The organism is Aeromonas sp. SG16, from assembly GCF_024436135.1.
Taxonomy (GTDB): domain Bacteria; phylum Pseudomonadota; class Gammaproteobacteria; order Enterobacterales; family Aeromonadaceae; genus Aeromonas; species Aeromonas jandaei.
Genome location: NZ_JANFNW010000012.1, coordinates 118,192 through 134,937 on the forward strand (window position 1 = coordinate 118,192; position 16,746 = coordinate 134,937).

The 16,746-nt window shown below is 54.3% G+C and carries 15 protein-coding genes; 8 read left to right on the plus strand and 7 right to left on the minus strand.

What is annotated here, in order from left to right; all coding sequences use genetic code 11:
- Both NOM67_RS20370 and NOM67_RS20375 read left to right on the plus strand, forming a co-directional pair.
- Positions 1–1,494, plus strand: a complete 1,494-nt coding sequence (locus NOM67_RS20370) for a TnsD family Tn7-like transposition protein (protein ID WP_255939774.1) — start codon at positions 1–3, stop codon at positions 1,492–1,494.
- A gap of 5 nt (positions 1,495–1,499) precedes the next feature.
- Entirely contained in the window at positions 1,500–3,095 is a 1,596-nt protein-coding gene (locus NOM67_RS20375) for a Tn7-like element transposition protein TnsE (protein ID WP_255939804.1), read from the plus strand.
- Positions 3,096–3,349: 254 nt separating this feature from the next.
- Here the strand turns inward: NOM67_RS20375 and NOM67_RS20380 are convergent, their stop codons facing one another.
- From NOM67_RS20380 to NOM67_RS20410, 7 genes are all read right to left on the minus strand, one after another.
- Complete coding sequence (locus NOM67_RS20380) at positions 3,350–4,525, minus strand: S8 family serine peptidase (protein WP_103422652.1); 1,176 nt, start codon at positions 4,523–4,525, stop codon at positions 3,350–3,352.
- A gap of 12 nt (positions 4,526–4,537) precedes the next feature.
- Positions 4,538–5,530, minus strand: coding sequence for a caspase family protein (locus NOM67_RS20385; RefSeq protein ID WP_255939777.1), 993 nt, complete (start codon positions 5,528–5,530; stop codon positions 4,538–4,540).
- A complete protein-coding gene (locus NOM67_RS20390; protein WP_103422654.1) occupies positions 5,527–5,919 on the minus strand; it encodes a TIR domain-containing protein in 393 nt (130 codons plus the stop codon). Before NOM67_RS20390 ends, NOM67_RS20385 begins: the two co-directional genes overlap by 4 nt.
- A 39-nt stretch (positions 5,920–5,958) precedes the next feature.
- The gene (locus NOM67_RS20395; protein WP_255939781.1) at positions 5,959–6,447 is read right to left on the minus strand and encodes a toll/interleukin-1 receptor domain-containing protein; all 489 of its coding nucleotides are present in this window, start codon (positions 6,445–6,447) and stop codon (positions 5,959–5,961) included.
- A 28-nt stretch (positions 6,448–6,475) separates the two neighbouring features.
- On the minus strand, positions 6,476–8,692 hold the full coding sequence (locus NOM67_RS20400; protein WP_255939784.1) for a S8 family peptidase: 2,217 nt from the start codon (positions 8,690–8,692) through the stop codon (positions 6,476–6,478).
- A gap of 17 nt (positions 8,693–8,709) precedes the next feature.
- On the minus strand, positions 8,710–9,864 hold the full coding sequence (locus NOM67_RS20405) for an AAA family ATPase (protein WP_255939787.1): 1,155 nt from the start codon (positions 9,862–9,864) through the stop codon (positions 8,710–8,712).
- 750 nt (positions 9,865–10,614) lie between these two features.
- Complete coding sequence (locus NOM67_RS20410; RefSeq protein ID WP_255939789.1) at positions 10,615–11,391, minus strand: LuxR family transcriptional regulator; 777 nt, start codon at positions 11,389–11,391, stop codon at positions 10,615–10,617.
- Between the two features lie 210 nt (positions 11,392–11,601).
- Here NOM67_RS20410 and NOM67_RS20415 point away from each other — a divergent pair, with 210 nt between their 5' ends.
- Genes NOM67_RS20415 through NOM67_RS20440 form a run of 6 tightly spaced genes read left to right on the plus strand, consistent with a single transcriptional unit; the run spans position 11,602 to position 16,432 of the window.
- Complete coding sequence (locus NOM67_RS20415) at positions 11,602–12,363, plus strand: DUF3450 domain-containing protein (RefSeq protein ID WP_182926623.1); 762 nt, start codon at positions 11,602–11,604, stop codon at positions 12,361–12,363.
- On the plus strand, positions 12,360–13,667 hold the full coding sequence (locus NOM67_RS20420; protein ID WP_255939792.1) for a MotA/TolQ/ExbB proton channel family protein: 1,308 nt from the start codon (positions 12,360–12,362) through the stop codon (positions 13,665–13,667). The genes NOM67_RS20415 and NOM67_RS20420 overlap by 4 nt, the downstream gene beginning before the upstream one ends.
- Positions 13,664–14,194: a MotA/TolQ/ExbB proton channel family protein gene (locus NOM67_RS20425; protein WP_108611845.1), complete on the plus strand. Its 531-nt coding sequence runs from the start codon at positions 13,664–13,666 to the stop codon at positions 14,192–14,194. The genes NOM67_RS20420 and NOM67_RS20425 overlap by 4 nt, the downstream gene beginning before the upstream one ends.
- Positions 14,191–14,592, plus strand: a complete 402-nt coding sequence (locus NOM67_RS20430; protein ID WP_005339369.1) for a biopolymer transporter ExbD — start codon at positions 14,191–14,193, stop codon at positions 14,590–14,592. The genes NOM67_RS20425 and NOM67_RS20430 overlap by 4 nt, the downstream gene beginning before the upstream one ends.
- Positions 14,589–15,251 (plus strand): energy transducer TonB, encoded by a 663-nt coding sequence (locus NOM67_RS20435; RefSeq protein ID WP_108611844.1) that lies wholly within the window; start codon positions 14,589–14,591, stop codon positions 15,249–15,251. Before NOM67_RS20430 ends, NOM67_RS20435 begins: the two co-directional genes overlap by 4 nt.
- Positions 15,252–15,253: 2 nt before the next feature.
- Entirely contained in the window at positions 15,254–16,432 is a 1,179-nt protein-coding gene (locus tag NOM67_RS20440) for a hypothetical protein (RefSeq protein ID WP_255939796.1), read from the plus strand.
- The last annotated feature ends 314 nt before the right edge of the window (positions 16,433–16,746 follow it).

A 16,746-nucleotide genomic window follows, 5' to 3' on the forward strand; every position in this document is an offset into this window, starting at 1 on the left:
ATGTATTTCCCTAGGCTCTACCCGGACGAACTCCTCTACAGCGCCATCGCACGCTGCCGGGTACACCTGGGAATGGGTAGCCACAAGGGCCTTTTAGCCATGCTGTTTGGCGACACCAGGGTGACTGCAGTCACCGACCTGCCCAGTCACCTGCAAGACCTGGCAGGCAACGCCGGCTTGGATCCTGAAACACTGGTGGCCAACCACACCCTCTTCCCCCTCTACGCGCCATTCATCCCCAAGCAGCGCCGTTTCAAGCTTCATCAATCCATGTTTGCCCCGGACCAACCCGGCGCCATAGGTTTGGCGGGCGCGTCGACAGCCCTTGTCAAATGGCCGGAATGGTTGCGCTACTGCCCGCTCTGCTTCGAGGAGATGGTAGCTAACCTTGGCGAGCCCTACTGGCGGCGCTGCTGGCAGGTGCAGGGCGTGGACGCCTGCCTCGAGCACGGTTGCCTGCTTCTCGATTCCCCCATCCCGTTCCGGCGGGAGCACAGACATGAGTTTCACGCCGCCACCCTGCTCCCAGGCGGCAGAGCAATCCCGGCCGAAGCCGCATTGACAAGGCTCGCTACCGCCCTGAGGCAGCTCCTGGCGTACCGGGGAGGGAGATCCCCGGGATTTGCGGGCTGGAGCAACCTTTACCAGCGGCTGGCCACGGACTGCGGCGCCCGGCGGGGCGGGCAAGTCAGGAGCGATGCTATCTGGCGGATGATCCAGGACACCCATTCCAGGAATTGGCTCATTGCCAATGGCCTTTGGGCCGCAGAACCGCCGCCCTGGCTACTGGCCCTGTTCAGGAAACACCGCAAGGCCTTCGGCTGCCTGCAGCACCTGATCGTCTGGACCAGCCTACGCCCAGGACAGGATGTCGGCGGGATCATAGAGGAGGCATGGACATGCCGCCTAAGCAGGCATCAGGTTGATCAGCCAGAGTTCTTGCTCTCGGCAGAACCTGAACAACGGAAGCGCTATCGCGCTATCTGGACTGCCGCTCTTGCTGCACACGGAGGTCCTAAAGCTGCCAGGGAATGCGGAGGCCAGGCGGTTTACGCCTGGCTGTATCGGCATGACAGGGGATGGCTGCTCGCAACCAACCGGAACAGGGCATCCCGAAAAGGCAACCACGGTCATGCCGACTGGAATCGTCGTGACAGATATCTGGTGCGCCGGTTGATAAGGATCGAGCGTGACTCTGCCGAGGAGATCGACCTGCCACGCCGAAGCCGCAATTGGTTCCTGCGCCAACTGCCTCATCATGCCTCGGCTGAGCGTCACCTTGCGCAACTCCCCCTTTGTCGTACCTTTCTTGAGCGCTATGCCGAGTCCGTTGGGGAGTACCAGATCCGCCGCCTGACCAGGGCGGCGCTGGAAGACGCAGCAGCAGGAAGGAGTTCCAAGCGTTGGCAGCTGGAGAGGCGCTGTGGGTTGAGCAAGGAAAGGACGGCCCCTCTGGCAGCCGCGTTTATCGCGTACATAGGAGAGTGGGATTGAGCCGAGTGCTGTTTCGTCAGATACCCAAGGGAGCCAGGCTGCTGGCAATGGGAAACTTCTTCAAGGAAAGCGGCCCAGATGCCAAGTGGCGGCTGGCGGCTTTCCTCAACCAGGGCAGTGATATGCTGCCGCGCCGATTCGGCTTGGAGATGCTATGCGTGATGGGGCTTGGCCGTGAGTTCATCGCAGAAGATAAAATTCCCTACATATCGCACGGCTTCCTTAAAACGCTTGTGCTGCCGCCAGTTGATACATGGCGGGAAAGCACCTTGGGCGAATGTCCCCGCCTGTCCAGGAGGCTTGCCCGCAATCCTGAGGTGGCCAGCCAACGCTGCTTCGTATTCGAGGCGAATGGCCTGACCGTCTGGCTCCCCAAGTTCGAACTGGCCCGCAAGCTTTACTTCCATGCTGGCTTTCTGGTGCGCTCGGCTTTCGAGCCCAACGGCCTGGACATGGCCTTCTCGGTGCAGAAGGAAGAAGAGATCATCCATGTCCGAACGCCGGCGAAGACCGGTGCCCCTACCCAGCTACTTAAGATCAAGGGGTACCGGGACCACTTCAGCTGGTTGCTGTTGGACCCGGATGTGCGACGTTCCTTCGAATCTATCTGGCAAAGCCTCAACGAGGAGCAGGACACTGGGGGGGCGAGGTATGCCAGATGGCGGTTCAATTTCATTCCGCCGAGCTGCCTATCCGGCGTCACCATGGAGGCCCAGGGCCCCCTGGACCAGGACAGGAGGGAGTTGTTGGTATGGGAGATCAGGGGGCTGCGGGGGCTCAGGTTCGATTGTCGGGACGAGATCCACTTTCACCATCCTTCGCTTCGCCTGTCCGTAAAGGGGGGAGGCGGCGGCCGGATGCCTCCAGCCCCGGGGACCGAGGACATCGAGGTGGATGAAGAAGAAGAGCCTGATGATGGTAGGGAGCGGCAGTTGCTCGAATTGCCCATCGAAGGCATAGCCTTCGACGAGCATCCGTCGACACGGATCGCCTACCAAGGCCAGAGGGCCACCGGCCAAGGTAAGAGGATGGATGACGACACGGTGCCCGGCGGCGAGACGAGGATCTTGGGCCTGGCCGACGACGTCACGGGGGGCACAGTGGCACCGGGGGAATTCCAGCAGTTGGATGTACCGAAAGACACAGGTCTGTTTCCCAACCGCTTCGTGATGCTCAGGGATATTATCCGGCAGATAGGCGAGGAGCCCGGCATCGAGCTGCTGGAGTTGGAAGTGAAGCCCCTGCCCCAGGTGCCGCGCTGCAGCTACCATATGATGGACGAAAATACGCCCCGTTGTTACTTGATGGCGAGGTTCAGGCTGGAAGATGGTTGGGAACGGTATCTGTTGGAGATTGATACTTCCGATAACAGGAAGCGGCTGTCTACGCGGATCATGGGCTTCAGGGAGGGGGGTGAGGCGAGGCAATACATAGATAAAATTCTCAAAGAAATGGTGAAAGCCTCGTTGCGTTGGCCGAGCACTATGGTGAAATTCTGTGAGCCACTGTACACCGTGCACCATCCGAGGGAATGCTCATATGGTGCCCATGATGCTGGGATATTTAATTGGAAGCAGCGAATAGGAGTGCTTTTGAGTTGACCCCACAACAGTCATAAGTGTTTTGGTTACGATATATTTTGAAACCATCCTTTGTATGAACGAAATTCATACTGATGCTTGGCTGTCAGTATCTGTGAAATATCAGTAGCGGGTTGATATGGATTGCAGATTGTCATCCCCCCCTAAGAAGCTTTAGAGGGTCTCCAAAAGAGGGGGCTGTGGGATAACACTCCCGATAAAAAAACTTGTTTTCAATTGTCTGGGTCATAGGCAACCGCAGAGCCGATAGGTAACTAAGTGGGCGATGTAATCAGTCCGAAGCCGAAGTCGCTGGAATTATACTGTGCGGCAAACAATTGACGAGCGGTGCTTGTCAAGTGAGCAGAAACCGCATCAGACACTGTAGGTACTCCTTCTCTGACTGCGCGCTCCCACCAAAGAGCTGCGACGCCAGCAACGTGTGGGCAGGCCATGCTGGTACCATTCAGCGAGTGCAATTTTCCACCAGGCCAAGCGGATAGTACATCGACTCCTGGTGCTGCCACTCTAGCGAGACTATTTGAAAAATCGGCAATGCCGTATGTGGCGTCCAGCCGGTGAGCTGCCGCGACGGAAATCACCCCATCTGCAGCTGCTGGTACTGAAGCCGAAATCTTGTACTGGGTATCAACTTCCCGTCGGCTTTCATTACCGGCTGCGGCGATGACGACTGGAGATGCTTTGAACGCACTACTCGCCTTGAACATCGCCATCAGCGCGTCGAACATACGCAAGTTTCCTCGATAGGCTTCAAGCGCTTGCGAAGTTGCCAAGTCGACGGGCCACCCGGCATCAACTTTGTGCTTAACAGTCCCTGGAAAGTCAAAGCCCAAGGACATAGATATCACGTTGGCGCGCTTTTCTAGAGCCCAGTGGAGAGCTTGGAAGATCATTTCCGAACTCCCACCACCATCATCTCCAAGGACCTTACCAATCAGCGCATTCTTCACGCCACGGGCTACACCTATTCGGCGGCCGCCCACATCGCGACCAAAAATTGTGCCTGCACAGTGAGTTCCGTGCCCATTGCCGTCATGCTTGCCTGTGCCGGTAAAATCTTCAACATCCAGAACCATGCCCTTGAACGCTGGATGGTCTGCTTCGATGCCTGTATCCAGAACAGCCACGGTTACTCCATCGCCGGTATAGGGAGAAATATCTGCCCCAACGGCGGCAATACCCCAAGAGTCTCCATCGATGGCAGGCTCTCTGCTAAAAAAGGGCTTAATCAGGTGCGTTCCAATTACAGGTTCGGCCGATCTCACCTGGGGATCATTGCGAAGCTCAGCTAATGCATGTGCTGGGACATTCTCAATCTCAATCTTTAACTGAGGTTTTGCGCTGCTGGCCTGTAGTCCTCCTAGTGGCATTCCTCTTTTGAGCTGGCGAGAAACAGATGTCACATCACGCAGTACAACATACTTTTCCATAAGTCTAACTCTCTAAATTCTCTTCATTTCGGCGAGCTTTCTGTAATGAGCTCCGAGTGCAGTCAGTTTGCATCCAGTAGACTTTATTGCTGCATAATACATATGCTCGGCTTCTTCAGGGACAATTAGTCCATGACGGTTTAAGAGTTGCAGCTCCTTAAAAATCCGCACGTTATTATCGTTGACTGGTAGATCTCTGAACTCTTCTGGAACATTCTTCCGATCAGGTTCGAACGATGGATCAAGCTTGAAAATGCTAGATCTATTTTCAAAGTAAGTAGGTAAGCGCCGTAGTACTTCATCAGGGATCTTGCTAGCAACCTTCCTTAAAGTAATAAAGCTCTGCACGTTTGCCTTATAGATAGGACGCTGTTCCCACGACTCTAGAGTTTGATCTACATATGAGTAGATGGCCGCTGGAGTAATATTACCTCTAATATCAGCACATCCACCAGAGAGCCCATCGACTAATAAATCGGTAAATACACCGCCGCCCTGTCCCTCCATAGCCTCTTCATCTCGGTGACAGGCCGTAAGAATAGTAACTCCACTCCCAATCTCAGCAGAGCCATTTGAACCAACTCTTTCAGGTTCACCAAATTTACCTGAATGGCAGCAGTCAAGAATTATCACGCTCGACTTAATTTTAGGATAAGCAGAATTTGCCAGCGCTAAAACTTGGGAAAGAGGAATTCCCCAGCTAGGTTTTTTACCATCCTGACTAACTAAATAGCCATGGTTTGTAGATTCGTCGATGATGCCGTGACCAGCGAAATAAAGTAAAGCGATATCTGCATCACCAGAAAAAAGCTTCTTCATCGACTCCAACATTAAGTCATAGGTTATTTCATTCTCACTACTGAGTAACTCCATGACATTGAAGTTGGGATCGCCATTTCCGTGCCTCTCTAGAAGACCAGATAAGGATGTTGCATCTTTAACACAGCCTTTGAGAGGGGCATCCGGATACTCATCGATACCGATGATCAACGCTTTTTTAGTCATCGAGCACCTTTGATCAGTTTTTCCAGATTTGACCAAGTCCACTCATAAATTTTGTCAGAATCCTTCGCCGCTACTGGCTTGACGCATGTTAGTTTGGAATAACCCCACAGTAGAAAGTAGGGAACTTTCTCTTCTTGAGCGATCTTTACTTCGGCGCTTACCCCTGTTGCAGTATTGGTATGCTGACCACATAAAACACAAACCACATCAACAGCACGGATTCGTTGTCTGGCTTTTTCCTTCCAGTTTGTGTTGATGTGTTCTTTTATGGACCAGTCTGCAAGTTCAAATGGACTGTCCTCGTTCTTGGCTTGCCCTACTAAAAAAGTCTTAAGAGTTTCGTCATGATCATAATCAAAGCTGATAAATACACGAGTCTTACTGGCCATATATATTCCCTATAACAGCTGTCATTCCCATCGTTTCCTTTACTGACCCAATTTGGAACGTAACGTTCGGTAGAACTGTTTTGTGCTGCTAGCTCTATTTGATACAGATCCAGTTTTGTAGCTCTCAAGTCCCATAACACTAAGTGGACTGTAAGTTTGCTTAACTGTTTCTGCGTACTTTTCGAGGTCTGCAAGGCTTTTCATGTATGGCCATTTCATAAGAAATTCAGGCAGATCAATGTCGGCTCCAAATGATGCTAGTGGATAATCTTTTTCCGTGGCAACGCCTATTTCCCATGGCACCCACCAAGACCCCTTAGTTGCGTTTGACACGATCGCCAATAAATGTGAACATTTGTCAAGTTCTTCGCGAACATAATCGGCAATTTCTTCTCCCTTCACCAGATTTGGATCTATCACATCCAAGTAGCATTCAATGTCGTGCCTAGTTTTTAGGTGATTTTTTACCTCAGTGGCAGTGACGGAATCCTGTTGCTGATGTGAAATAAAAATTTTAATCCCAGACATTTTCTAAAAGCTCCTTCTTTTTTAAATATCAAACCCGAATTGGGAGAGAAATTTGTGGTTGAATTGGCGTAAGCGTCCTAGCATATGCCTTCAGAATATTGGCATACAGCTCTGGATGTTTCGGAGCTTCAACCGTAATGATCAATGCGTACCTGATCTTTTGCGCATTGTCGGCTGTACCGCCACTCTCGCGAGCGTTGTAGTGGATATCGAATGCTGGTGCATCAAGGCTAGAGCCTCGCATGCGACTTGTGTCATGCAGAACAGTTTCCCACTTTCCTGCGTCGGAGCGGAGTTCAGCCTCAGTTGCAAACTTTTTTTTCTTGAAGAACGATTTAGAGTCGGCATTGGATTTGCCTTCTTTGATCTTGTCTCCGTTGGGCCGGAATGTAACCTCGAGCCCAGCACGGGTATAAGAGACAGAGTCTTGCGGATCCGTGGTGCTCGCGAATGTGAAGGTTGCTTTGATCGTGACCATCCCGGTCAAACCACCCTCAGGTAGTGGTAACGGAGCACGTAAATATTTCCCCGGCTTCAGCTCACCTTGGTAGACAATTCTAGCGACACCGCTTGGACAGGAAATTACGGTCATTAGGTCTTCAGGAACCTTTCCCCAACCGACATCTACCGCATCATGGCCACTGTTATCTGCGGCATGAATAAGCAGTGCCTTAATGGCTAGAGGAGATAGCTCAGCCCCAAGTACCGCTCGAACACCGACAGCGCTTCGAAGAATGCTAGGCGCAGCGAAACTTGTTCCCTGCAGAGGCACCAGCTCCGGTTTGGCTGTTGGCACCAAGGCGTGGAAGTATTCTTTGCTCGAGCCGCCGAATGCCATAAGGTCAGGTTTGATGAAGCCTGGACTACGACCAGGGCCTTTCGCGCTGTAGTTAGCTCTGCGCCAAGTGGTACCTGTGTTCGTAGCCGCGCCAACTGCAACCGCATTTACGGAGTCAGAGGGAACCTGAACTCTATTATAACGAAGAACATCGTCACGGAGACCATTGTTACCCACAGCGACAGTCATAAATGTCTCACCGTCACTCAAAAGATCATCAATCACTGAAGTCCAGGTGTGAACTTCTGTATCCTCAATTGGGATGTCTGGACCAAGGCTGAGATTGATAAATTCGTACTGACGTGACAGTAGAACTTCTTCTACATGCCCAAGGGTTCGATAAAGTACCAATGGGTCTTCAGTGTTAGCACCGTCATCCAAAACGCGCACATGGTCAACGTAGGAGTATGGTCTCGCAGCTATTTCTTCTGGTTGAATAGCCCCGAAGAGGAAAGCCGAAGTTGCAGCCAAACCATGCTCTGGGCCATCTACGTCATCAGCCACTGAAGGATCCATCACGTAATAGTTTCGAATCCAACGCCCAATAGGATGAACCTGTGGCAAACCTCCGTCCAAAATGGCAACCTTGGGCTCGGACGACAAAGGATCTTGTGTGGGTAAATAACACTCTATGGCGGGGCCACTACGCCGGATACTCGGCAACAAACCGCGCATCTTTGGTACAGGGCGAATTACCCTAACAAATACAAACTTTGACAGCTCTAGAGCCTTATCTTGAGGGCCCTCAACCGGCACAAACCACAGTGTTCCAGCTTGGAAACTGAGATCTTGATGAACCTTTACACCTAATTCTGCGGCGAATTGAGTAAAGGAACGCTGGATGAAGCTGCTTTCTTCATCGGCGAGTAGGTGAACACCAACTTCGTAAAACCGATCGTTTTCACCTCCAGAATCAGCAATACGCTGAGAGGGGGCGAATACTCCAATCTTCTCGATGCGGCATATATCTAATGCCTCATCTGAGTCAGATTCAGCCTGGAGTATCCAATTACTGAGCGATCGAAATGCTTGCCGCTTGCCGGCCACGAAAATTTCGGTAGTTGAGCACTCAAGTGGTTCCCCCTTGCGCTTCCAGCCATCCGGGCGAATTGTAACTTTCCGACTGCCTATGGGTTTCAGGCCGACAGCTCGAAATAAATTTGCTGGGAAAAATGACCGTGCGATGTAGCTTGGGTTGAGCACGAACCGAGACACGCCAAAGTCATGTGGGCAAGCATTTTGGGGCAACTGATCTAGCATGGCTGCGGTATCAACAACCTGAGCGAGAAGTCGCTTCTGGGTTTGCTCGAGAGTGTATACCTCTGACTTGTCAAAATTTCGACGAGGCCCTTTTATGTCGTGGGTTAGTAGCTCGCCGCGGCCAATCAAAAAATTAGTTTGACTCATGCATCCTTACTCGTCCTTTATGACCGCTTACTGGCTACCCGTGTACTCGGCCGATATTTTCGAATTGTGTCACGACTGACACCCGTGATCTCATTGACGCGTCGTTGAGATAGATCTGTATAGTTGTACAGTAAGACCGCAAACTCGATTTGGGCTTGGCGATCAAGAGAAGAACACTTCGCCTTTACCAGGTCTGAGACCAAGCTCTCAACTGTACCGCCTCCAACGACAAGGCCTCGTCTGAGGCGCCGTACTAGTCTTTCAATATCACTAAATGATTCGTTTTGGAAAGAATACGCAAGTATTTCTAGCCATTTCTCAAACTGATTGAGATCTGGGCCAAGGAAACGCTGGATTGCCGTGCATACAGCATTGGCATCAGGCGATCCGAATTTGATGACAAGATCAAAACGTCTCCATAGGGCTGGGTCTATAAGTTCTGGGTGGTTGGTAGCCGCGAGTAACAGGCCTGATGCCGGCCATTCGTCCATCTCCTGGAGAATGACTGTAACTAGGCGCTTCAATTCCCCAATATCACTGTCGTCACTGCGTCGCTTAGCAATAGCGTCTAACTCATCAAGCAGCAGTACACATGGAGTTACTTTGGCGAAATCAAGGGCGTTGCGTAAATTTGTACCGCTTTGTCCTAATAGGCTGCTCATCACGGCAGTCAGATCTAGAACATAGAGTGGAACGCCTAGATGAGCCGCAATCCAGCGTGCCGTTATTGTCTTTCCAACACCAGGTGGACCAACGAAAACCGCTGACTTGGTGGGGTCAAGGCCCCGTTCTGCCAACTTTTTACTCTGCCGGCGTTCTTTGATGAGCAAATCCAGGGCTGTCTCGATATCGGTGGAAAGAATCGGCTTTGGGTAGGATGATTCATCGTCATACCTTTTTAGAAGTGCCAGTCGTGAATCATTATCAACAGGAACCTCTTGCTGCATTTTTTCTGCACTAGGTGACATGCGTCGCATCACTGTTGGTGTCGATTTTGGCGCGTTAGCTCGGAGAAAGCCTGACAGGTCCTCTGATAGGGCTGGTTCGGAGCCCCTATACTGCCGTACCAGCTTAGCTACGAAGAGGCGAATATCATCAGTTTTCTCCCCAAGCGCAAGACGCACTACCTGGGCCAAATCTGCCTTGATATCTCTGCAATCGTCCAAACTCATTTAGAACCGCCATTTTTAAAGGGTGTATGTTATCGCGTGTGGTGGACTATATTTTATTCTAAATAGAAGGTTTGGTCCAGTTGCTCACTGCTGCGCCATTCCATCTCAGACCGACTTATCTTAATGGGCGCATGTATTTAGCACCCAGATGCTACCTGCCGAGGTCTAAGCTTACGCGTTTATGTATAAACATACAGTGCTTTGGTGGGGCATATAGAGAATGCTGTAAGATTCTTTTGCACGATGGCCGTCTACACCAGGCATGACTATGCCGTCCTCAACGGAACTCAGCTTATCCCTACTACCGAGATTCTGTGGGAAGTCCAACCTCAATCTCTTGGTTGCGGTATGGCATGCTGGCGTCGTCTGTACAATTGGCAGGTTCAAGGCATCTGGCTGCAACTTCATGTGACTTGGCTGACCCAGCTGGCCACATCGACAGGCTTGATGATACAGCCCCCACGGGGGAGCACTATCGTGAAAGTCTGGAAGACCAATTGGAGGCACTAGACCCAGTAGTTAGAGCAGGATCTAGAGCGTATATTTGGAGAACAGGGAATGGTGAAACTTTATTTTCACTCCACTCTGGAGGCTAAGACGGTTATCCACAGTTATGGTGAAACTTTACCCCTGCTGATCTGACGACTAATCATAGTAAGATCAATTGGTTAGAAAAGACTAAATGATGAAGCTTTATTTTCATCCCACAAAAGAGCCGCAATTGCGGCTCTTTTTGTTACTGGCCTCCGCTCAGGAGAGGCGCAGGTTGGTGATGGTCACCTCGTCGAGGGAGGGCACAATGATGCCGCTGGCGATCCCCTTGGCGATGGCCTGACTGCGGTTCTTCGAGTCGGTCTTGTTGGTGACCTGATTGAGATGGAAGTTCACCGTCCGTTCGCTGATGCCGAGGATGGTGGCGATCTCCCAGGAGGTTTTGCCCTCGCTGGCCCAGAACAGGCACTCCTTTTCCCGATCCGACAGCTCGGTCAGGTATCTCATCAGATCGGGGCGGCTTTTGATCAGCTGCAGCGCCGAGTTGAAGATGTAGCTGGCGCAAAACGACAGCAGGGGAACGTTTTCAAACATCAGATCGGTGTTGGATTTGTCCTTGGTGATGAATGAGAGGATTCCGTGCTCCCCCTGCGGGGTGTGGAGCGGGAAGGATACGCCGTTGCGCACCCCGAAATCGGCAGCCAGATTCATCACGTCGCGGCTGGCGCTGGGCAGCCAGGGCGAGTCGCAGTCGAGTTTGTTCCAGAAGATCGGCTGGGTCTGTTTCAGCCCCAGATAGACCACCGGATCCTGGGTCAGATACTGGTTTTCGCTGTAGGCATCGAACCAGCTGGTCGGACAGTTGTTGAACAGTGCCACGTGGGATTTTTGCATGCTGATGGGGAAAATAATCAGCAGCCGGAAGTAATCAAAGCCCATTTGATGACTAAAGCGCTCCAGCAGCTGCTGGATATCGCTGGTTTTTGTTGCCTTGGTGAACTTGTCGATGTGTTCCCAGATAGCATCGTTGAGCATGACTTTCTCCTTTTTCGATCTCTATCACACTGATCGAAAAGATTTTTCTCGTTATTTATGTTTTTTTGAGATGGCACTCGATGCCATTTATCCGTGCGTGTCTAAAAATTATCCTGTTTTTGTGCATAAAGGCCAAGAAAATCCTCTCGTTGCCAGCCTGCACTCCATTTGAGATAATGATAATAGTTATCATTAATAAGACGTGATTCCATGAACAAGTTATGGGGTGTGGCACTGTTGCCACTGTCAGTCCACTTTGCTGCGGTCGGTGACGAGCTGGTTGCTCCCGCCCTCAAGAACAGCATAGCCGCCGGGAAAGCTTCCCAGCAGCGGGTGGAAAAAGCCGCCGATGCCGCCGTTGCCGCACGACTGGAGCTGCAAAATGCCCAGCTGCAACTGCGTGACCTCGAAGCCTACAACCGCTACATGCAATCTCTGGTGGCCGATCAGCAAAATGAGCTGGGCAAATTGAGCCAGCAGCTGGAGGCGGTGCAAGAGACCCGTCAGGGATTGATCCCGCTGATGCTGCAGATGCAGGCCGATCTGGAACAGCTGGTGCAAAACGACATCCCGCTGCGCAAGGAAGATCGTCTGGCGCGGGTTGAACAGTTGAAAGCGACCCTGGCCCGTGCGGACGTGAGCGAGGCGGAAAAATTCCGCCAGTTGCTGCAGGCCTATCAGATCGAAGCCGAATATGGCAGTCGGATGGATAGCTATTCCGCCGAGCTGGAGCTGGATGGTGCCCCGCGTCGGGTCGATGTGCTGGCGCTGGGTCGGGTCTCCCTGCTGGCGATGACCGCCGATCGCAGTCAGGCATGGCGCTGGTCTGCCGAGGCGAAGCAGTGGCAAGCCCTCGACAGCCAGTGGCTCTCCCCCATCGCCGAGGCGATGGATGTGGCCGCCGACAAGAAAGTTCCCCAGTTGCTCAATCTCCCCCTCTCTGTCAGCCGCAGTCAGGAGGCCCAATCATGACAGTCACCATGAAGTGGTTCCCCCTCCTTATTGCCCTCTCCTGCGGTGCCAACGCCGCTGTCGCCAATGATGAGTGGCAGCAGCAGGAACAGGCTCGCGAACAGCAGGCTCAACAAGATCTGGCATCTGTTTCCAAAGAGCTGAACAGTACCCGCGCCAAATTGGCCGAGGCCCAGCGCCTGAGCAAGGAGCTGGCCGGCAAGTTCGCCAGCAACGAGAAGCAGCTGACTGAGCTTAACGCCCAATGGGAGCAAGCCTCCGGCGATATGAACGAGATCTTCGCGGTCACCCGTCAGGGCGCCAGCGATGCGGTCAAGTTGCTGAGCGAATCCGCCGTCGAGGGCCAGTACCCGGAGCGTCTCGCCCCGCTGAAAACCATGGCACAGGATAAACAGGTGCCGGATCGTGCCGCCCTTGCCCTGCTGCCCGCAACTCTGCTGCAGGAGATCCGCGAATCTGGCCGGATTGCCCAGTTCAACGGCAAGGTGCTCGATGCCCAGGGGGCTGCCAGCGAGCAGTCGCTGACCCGGATTGGCAGCTTTGCCCTGCTGGGGAGCGACGGCGTCCTGCAGCCGACCGCCGAAGGCTTGAGCCCGGTACTGGGTCTGCCCGGTAGCCTACTCTCAGCCGTTGCCGCTTATCAGGGTCAGGAAGGGGAAGCGCTGCCGCTGGATCCTTCTCATGGCACTCTGCTGGCGATGCTGGCGCAGGCGCCCACCTTCTGGCAGCAGGTACAGCAAGGTGGTCAGGTCGGCGCCATTATCGTGCTGTTGGCTGCCATCGGTCTGGGGATTGCGGCGGTACGGCTGTGGAGCCTCTCCCGCGAACTGGGTCGGGTTCGTCGCCAGCTCAAGAGCGGCGAGTACCATGCCGACAACGCCCTCGGCCGGGTACTGACAGTGGCGGACAAACACCCCGAGCTGAGCATGGAGACCCTCGAACTTCGTCTTGATGAGGCGATCCTGCAGGAGACTCCTCGCATGGAGCGCGGCATCGGCATGGTCAAAGTGATCGCGGCCATCGCCCCCATGCTGGGTCTGCTCGGTACCGTGACCGGGATGATCGGTACCTTCCAGGCCATCACCCAGTTTGGTACCGGCGATCCCAAGATCATGGCTGGCGGCATCTCCATGGCGCTGGTCACCACGGTACAGGGTCTGGTAGCGGCCATTCCGCTGATCCTGGCCCACAGCCTGCTGCAATCGCGCTTCACCGAGCTCTCCAATGTGCTGGAACAGCAGGTAGCCGGCATTCTGGCTGAGCGCGCCGAGAGCAATAACAACGGGATGGAGCGAGCAGCATGATGCTCGACATCTGGCAACAGCTGCAGAGCTTCATGGGCCGTGGTGGCCCTGTGCTCTGGGTCATTCTGGCCCTGCTGGTGCTGATGTGGATTTTGATGATCGAGCGGCTGCTCTACCTCAATCTGGGGTTCGGCCCCTTGCAGCAACAGCTGCTCGGCCGTTGGCTGGCTCGCCGCGAGCGCCACAGTTGGCACGCACGGGCAATCCGCAGCCGCTGGCTGGCGCAGGCCGAGCTGGAACTGAACCGTCATCTGATCTTCATCCGCACCCTGGTGGTGCTCTGCCCCATGCTGGGGTTGCTGGGCACTGTGACCGGCATGATCGGCGTATTCGATGCGTTGGCTGCGGCCAACCGCTTTAACCCTGAGAGCATGGCGGGCGGGATCTCCCGCGCCACCATCCCCACCATGGCTGGCATGGTGGTGGCTCTCTCCGGCGTGTTGTTACTCAGTCGGCTCGAGAGTCAGGCCAAGCGTGCGCTGGCCAAGACCCGGGACGGCCTGCGAGAAGAGAAGGTAATGCAATGAGACGGCAATCCAAACGCCAGCGTGACGAAGTGCAGATCGACATGACCCCCATGCTGGATATCGTGTTCATCATGCTGATCTTCTTTATTGTCACCACCTCCTTCGTGCGTGAAGCCGGGCTCGAGGTGCACAGGCCCCAGGCCAGTCAGGCCAAAGCGCAGAAATCCTCCAGCATCATGCTGGCGATCGGGGCTCAGGGTCAGATCTTCCTCGACCGCAAGCAGATCGATGTGGAGCGGGTACAGGCCACCATCGCCCGCCTGTTGGCGGAGCAACCCGATGCCAGCCTGGTTATCCAGGCCGATGAGCGGGTACCCCATGGCAAGGTAGTGCGGGTGATGGATGAGGCCAAAGCGGCGGGTATCGCCAATATCGCCGTGGCGGTGGCGCCGAAATGAAATACAAGCTGATGAGCCTGGGGCTGGGGATCGCCCTCAGTCTGGGCATCCTGCTGTTCATGGCCACGCTGGTTGAACCGCCCCGGGGCGAGAAGGTGGCGAGTGAACAGAAGCCCATCGTCATCAATATGCAGAACGAAGTGACCGAGGTGCAGGTGCGCGAGCGTCCGGTGCCGCAGGAGCCCGAGCCTCTGCCAGAGCCTCCCGCCGCATTGGCCTCCACACCTCTGCCGATGCCTGCGGCGGCCCCTTTGGCGGCCGTTGAGCCGAGTCTGGATCTGGTTTCCAGCCTCAGCGCGGTACAGGTTTATGCCCCCGGCGTGGCGACCAGTACCGCACCGGTACTGAGTGGCAACTACCACGGCCAGCAGCAGGGGGCAGGTATTGGCGCCGGTGACATGCTTATGCCGTTGCAACGGATCGAGCCGGTCTACCCCTATCGTGCCCAGCAGTCAGGGATCGAAGGATTCGTCACCCTGCGTTTTAGCGTGAATGCCGAAGGTGGCGTGCAGGATGTCGAGGTGATTGAGGCTAAGCCCAAGCGACAGTTCGAGCGGGCGGCCATTCAGGCGATCAACAAGTGGCGCTATCAGCCGAGACCGGGTGCCACCGACAAGCTGGTGCAAGTCATCACGCTCAAATTCAAACTGGAGTCATAACTATGTTGCGGATCTGGATCTGTCTGCTGGCCCTGGTGGGCCAAGCCTGTCTGGCGATGGAGGTCAGCCCCCACTTCTCCCGTCAGCTTGAACCCGTGATGAAGCTCTATCAGTCTGGTCAGTGGCAACAGGCCCAGAGCAAGGCATCCGGCCTCAAGCCAAATAGCGATGCCGAACGTGCCTGGCTGGCGCAGTTGCAAGCCTCGCTGGCAGCCAATCTGCAACAGACCACCCAGGCGGGCCGTTATGTCGAACAGGCCCTTGCCTATAAAGAGTGGCCAGAGCAGCAACAGCTTCAGCTGCTGCGACTGCGCGGCGATATTCAGGCCCAGCAATCCAACTGGTCTGGTGCCATCGCCAGCTACAAGGCGGCGCTGGCGCTCAAGCAAGACGATGCACTGCGCCTGCGTCTGGCTGGCCTCTATTACCACAACAAGCAGTACGGTGACGCCGCCAGCCAGAGCGAACAGTTGTTGAAAAAGGGTTGGCAGAAGCAGGCTGCCATCATTCGTCTCTCCGCCCTCACCGCTCAACAACGTTATGGTGTGGCGGCCGATCAGGCGGCCGAGTTGATCAGCCACGAACCCAAAGAGAGCAAATGGTGGCAGCAGGCGGTGTCGCTCAACCTCTCCGCCAAGCGCGGCGATCAGGCGCTGGCGTTGCTTCAAACTGCCATCGACAGAAAACTGATGGATGACGCATCAGCCCGCAATCAGCTGATCCGCCTCTATGCCTGGCAAGGGCTGCCTTATCGTGGTGCTCGTATGCTGGAAGCGGCCATGGCCAAGGGACAGATGAAGCAAAGTGCTGAAAATCGCCAACTGCTGGCCCAATTGTGGGAAGGTGCCCGGGAGTGGTCACAAGCGGTCGATAGCTGGCAACAGCTGGCCAACCAGCATGGTCAGCCCAAAGCCGCCATGCGCGCCGCCGAACTGCTGCTGCAACAGGGCAAGACAGATGCTGCCATGACCCAGCTCGCCGCCATCAAGTCGGTAAAAGGCGAGCAAGGCAACCGTGCCAAAGCGTTGCTGGTGCAGGCACACCTTAATAAGGAGCAGTATACCCAGGCGCTGGAACTAGCCCGTGAGCTGCAGCAGCAGGATAACTGGCAACAGAAGGCAACCAGCTGGGTCAACTATATCCGGGCACAAAGCGAAGAGTTGAGCAAAAAAGCGGCGTAAAAGAGATGCCAAGGGGCTGTTTTGGGGCGTTCAGTTCGCTTTTTCAGCAAACGAACGCATTTTTGCAAAAAGCCCTTGTCATTGCGGCGCGGCTCCCTATAATGCGCCCCTACCAGCACGGCGGAACACGCCGGGCTGATGAGCCAGCTTCCTAGCGAAGTGGGCGCCGAAAGAAAAGCGAAAACAAGCGCTTGACTTTCGAAGTGAGAAGCGTAATATGCGCCTCCTCAACGCGACAAGCGTGACGCTCTTTAACAATTTGAATCAAGCAATCTGTGTGGGCACTCACAGCATCGAGCATCAAAAACAATTTT

Bases quoted from the DNA above. Each gene is read 5' to 3' on its own strand.
- NOM67_RS20440 (WP_255939796.1), top strand. From the start codon at position 15,254: ATGTTGCGGATCTGGATCTGTCTGCTGGCCCTGGTGGGCCAAGCCTGT.
- NOM67_RS20425 (WP_108611845.1), top strand. From the start codon at position 13,664: ATGATGCTCGACATCTGGCAACAGCTGCAGAGCTTCATGGGCCGTGGT.
- NOM67_RS20395 (WP_255939781.1), bottom strand. From the start codon at position 6,447: ATGTCTGGGATTAAAATTTTTATTTCACATCAGCAACAGGATTCCGTC.
- NOM67_RS20435 (WP_108611844.1), top strand. From the start codon at position 14,589: ATGAAATACAAGCTGATGAGCCTGGGGCTGGGGATCGCCCTCAGTCTG.
- NOM67_RS20370 (WP_255939774.1), top strand. From the start codon at position 1: ATGTATTTCCCTAGGCTCTACCCGGACGAACTCCTCTACAGCGCCATC.
- NOM67_RS20410 (WP_255939789.1), bottom strand. From the start codon at position 11,391: ATGCTCAACGATGCTATCTGGGAACACATCGACAAGTTCACCAAGGCA.
- NOM67_RS20430 (WP_005339369.1), top strand. From the start codon at position 14,191: ATGAGACGGCAATCCAAACGCCAGCGTGACGAAGTGCAGATCGACATG.
- NOM67_RS20385 (WP_255939777.1), bottom strand. From the start codon at position 5,530: ATGACTAAAAAAGCGTTGATCATCGGTATCGATGAGTATCCGGATGCC.
- NOM67_RS20380 (WP_103422652.1), bottom strand. From the start codon at position 4,525: ATGGAAAAGTATGTTGTACTGCGTGATGTGACATCTGTTTCTCGCCAG.
- NOM67_RS20415 (WP_182926623.1), top strand. From the start codon at position 11,602: ATGAACAAGTTATGGGGTGTGGCACTGTTGCCACTGTCAGTCCACTTT.
- NOM67_RS20390 (WP_103422654.1), bottom strand. From the start codon at position 5,919: ATGGCCAGTAAGACTCGTGTATTTATCAGCTTTGATTATGATCATGAC.
- NOM67_RS20420 (WP_255939792.1), top strand. From the start codon at position 12,360: ATGACAGTCACCATGAAGTGGTTCCCCCTCCTTATTGCCCTCTCCTGC.
- NOM67_RS20405 (WP_255939787.1), bottom strand. From the start codon at position 9,864: ATGAGTTTGGACGATTGCAGAGATATCAAGGCAGATTTGGCCCAGGTA.
- NOM67_RS20400 (WP_255939784.1), bottom strand. From the start codon at position 8,692: ATGAGTCAAACTAATTTTTTGATTGGCCGCGGCGAGCTACTAACCCAC.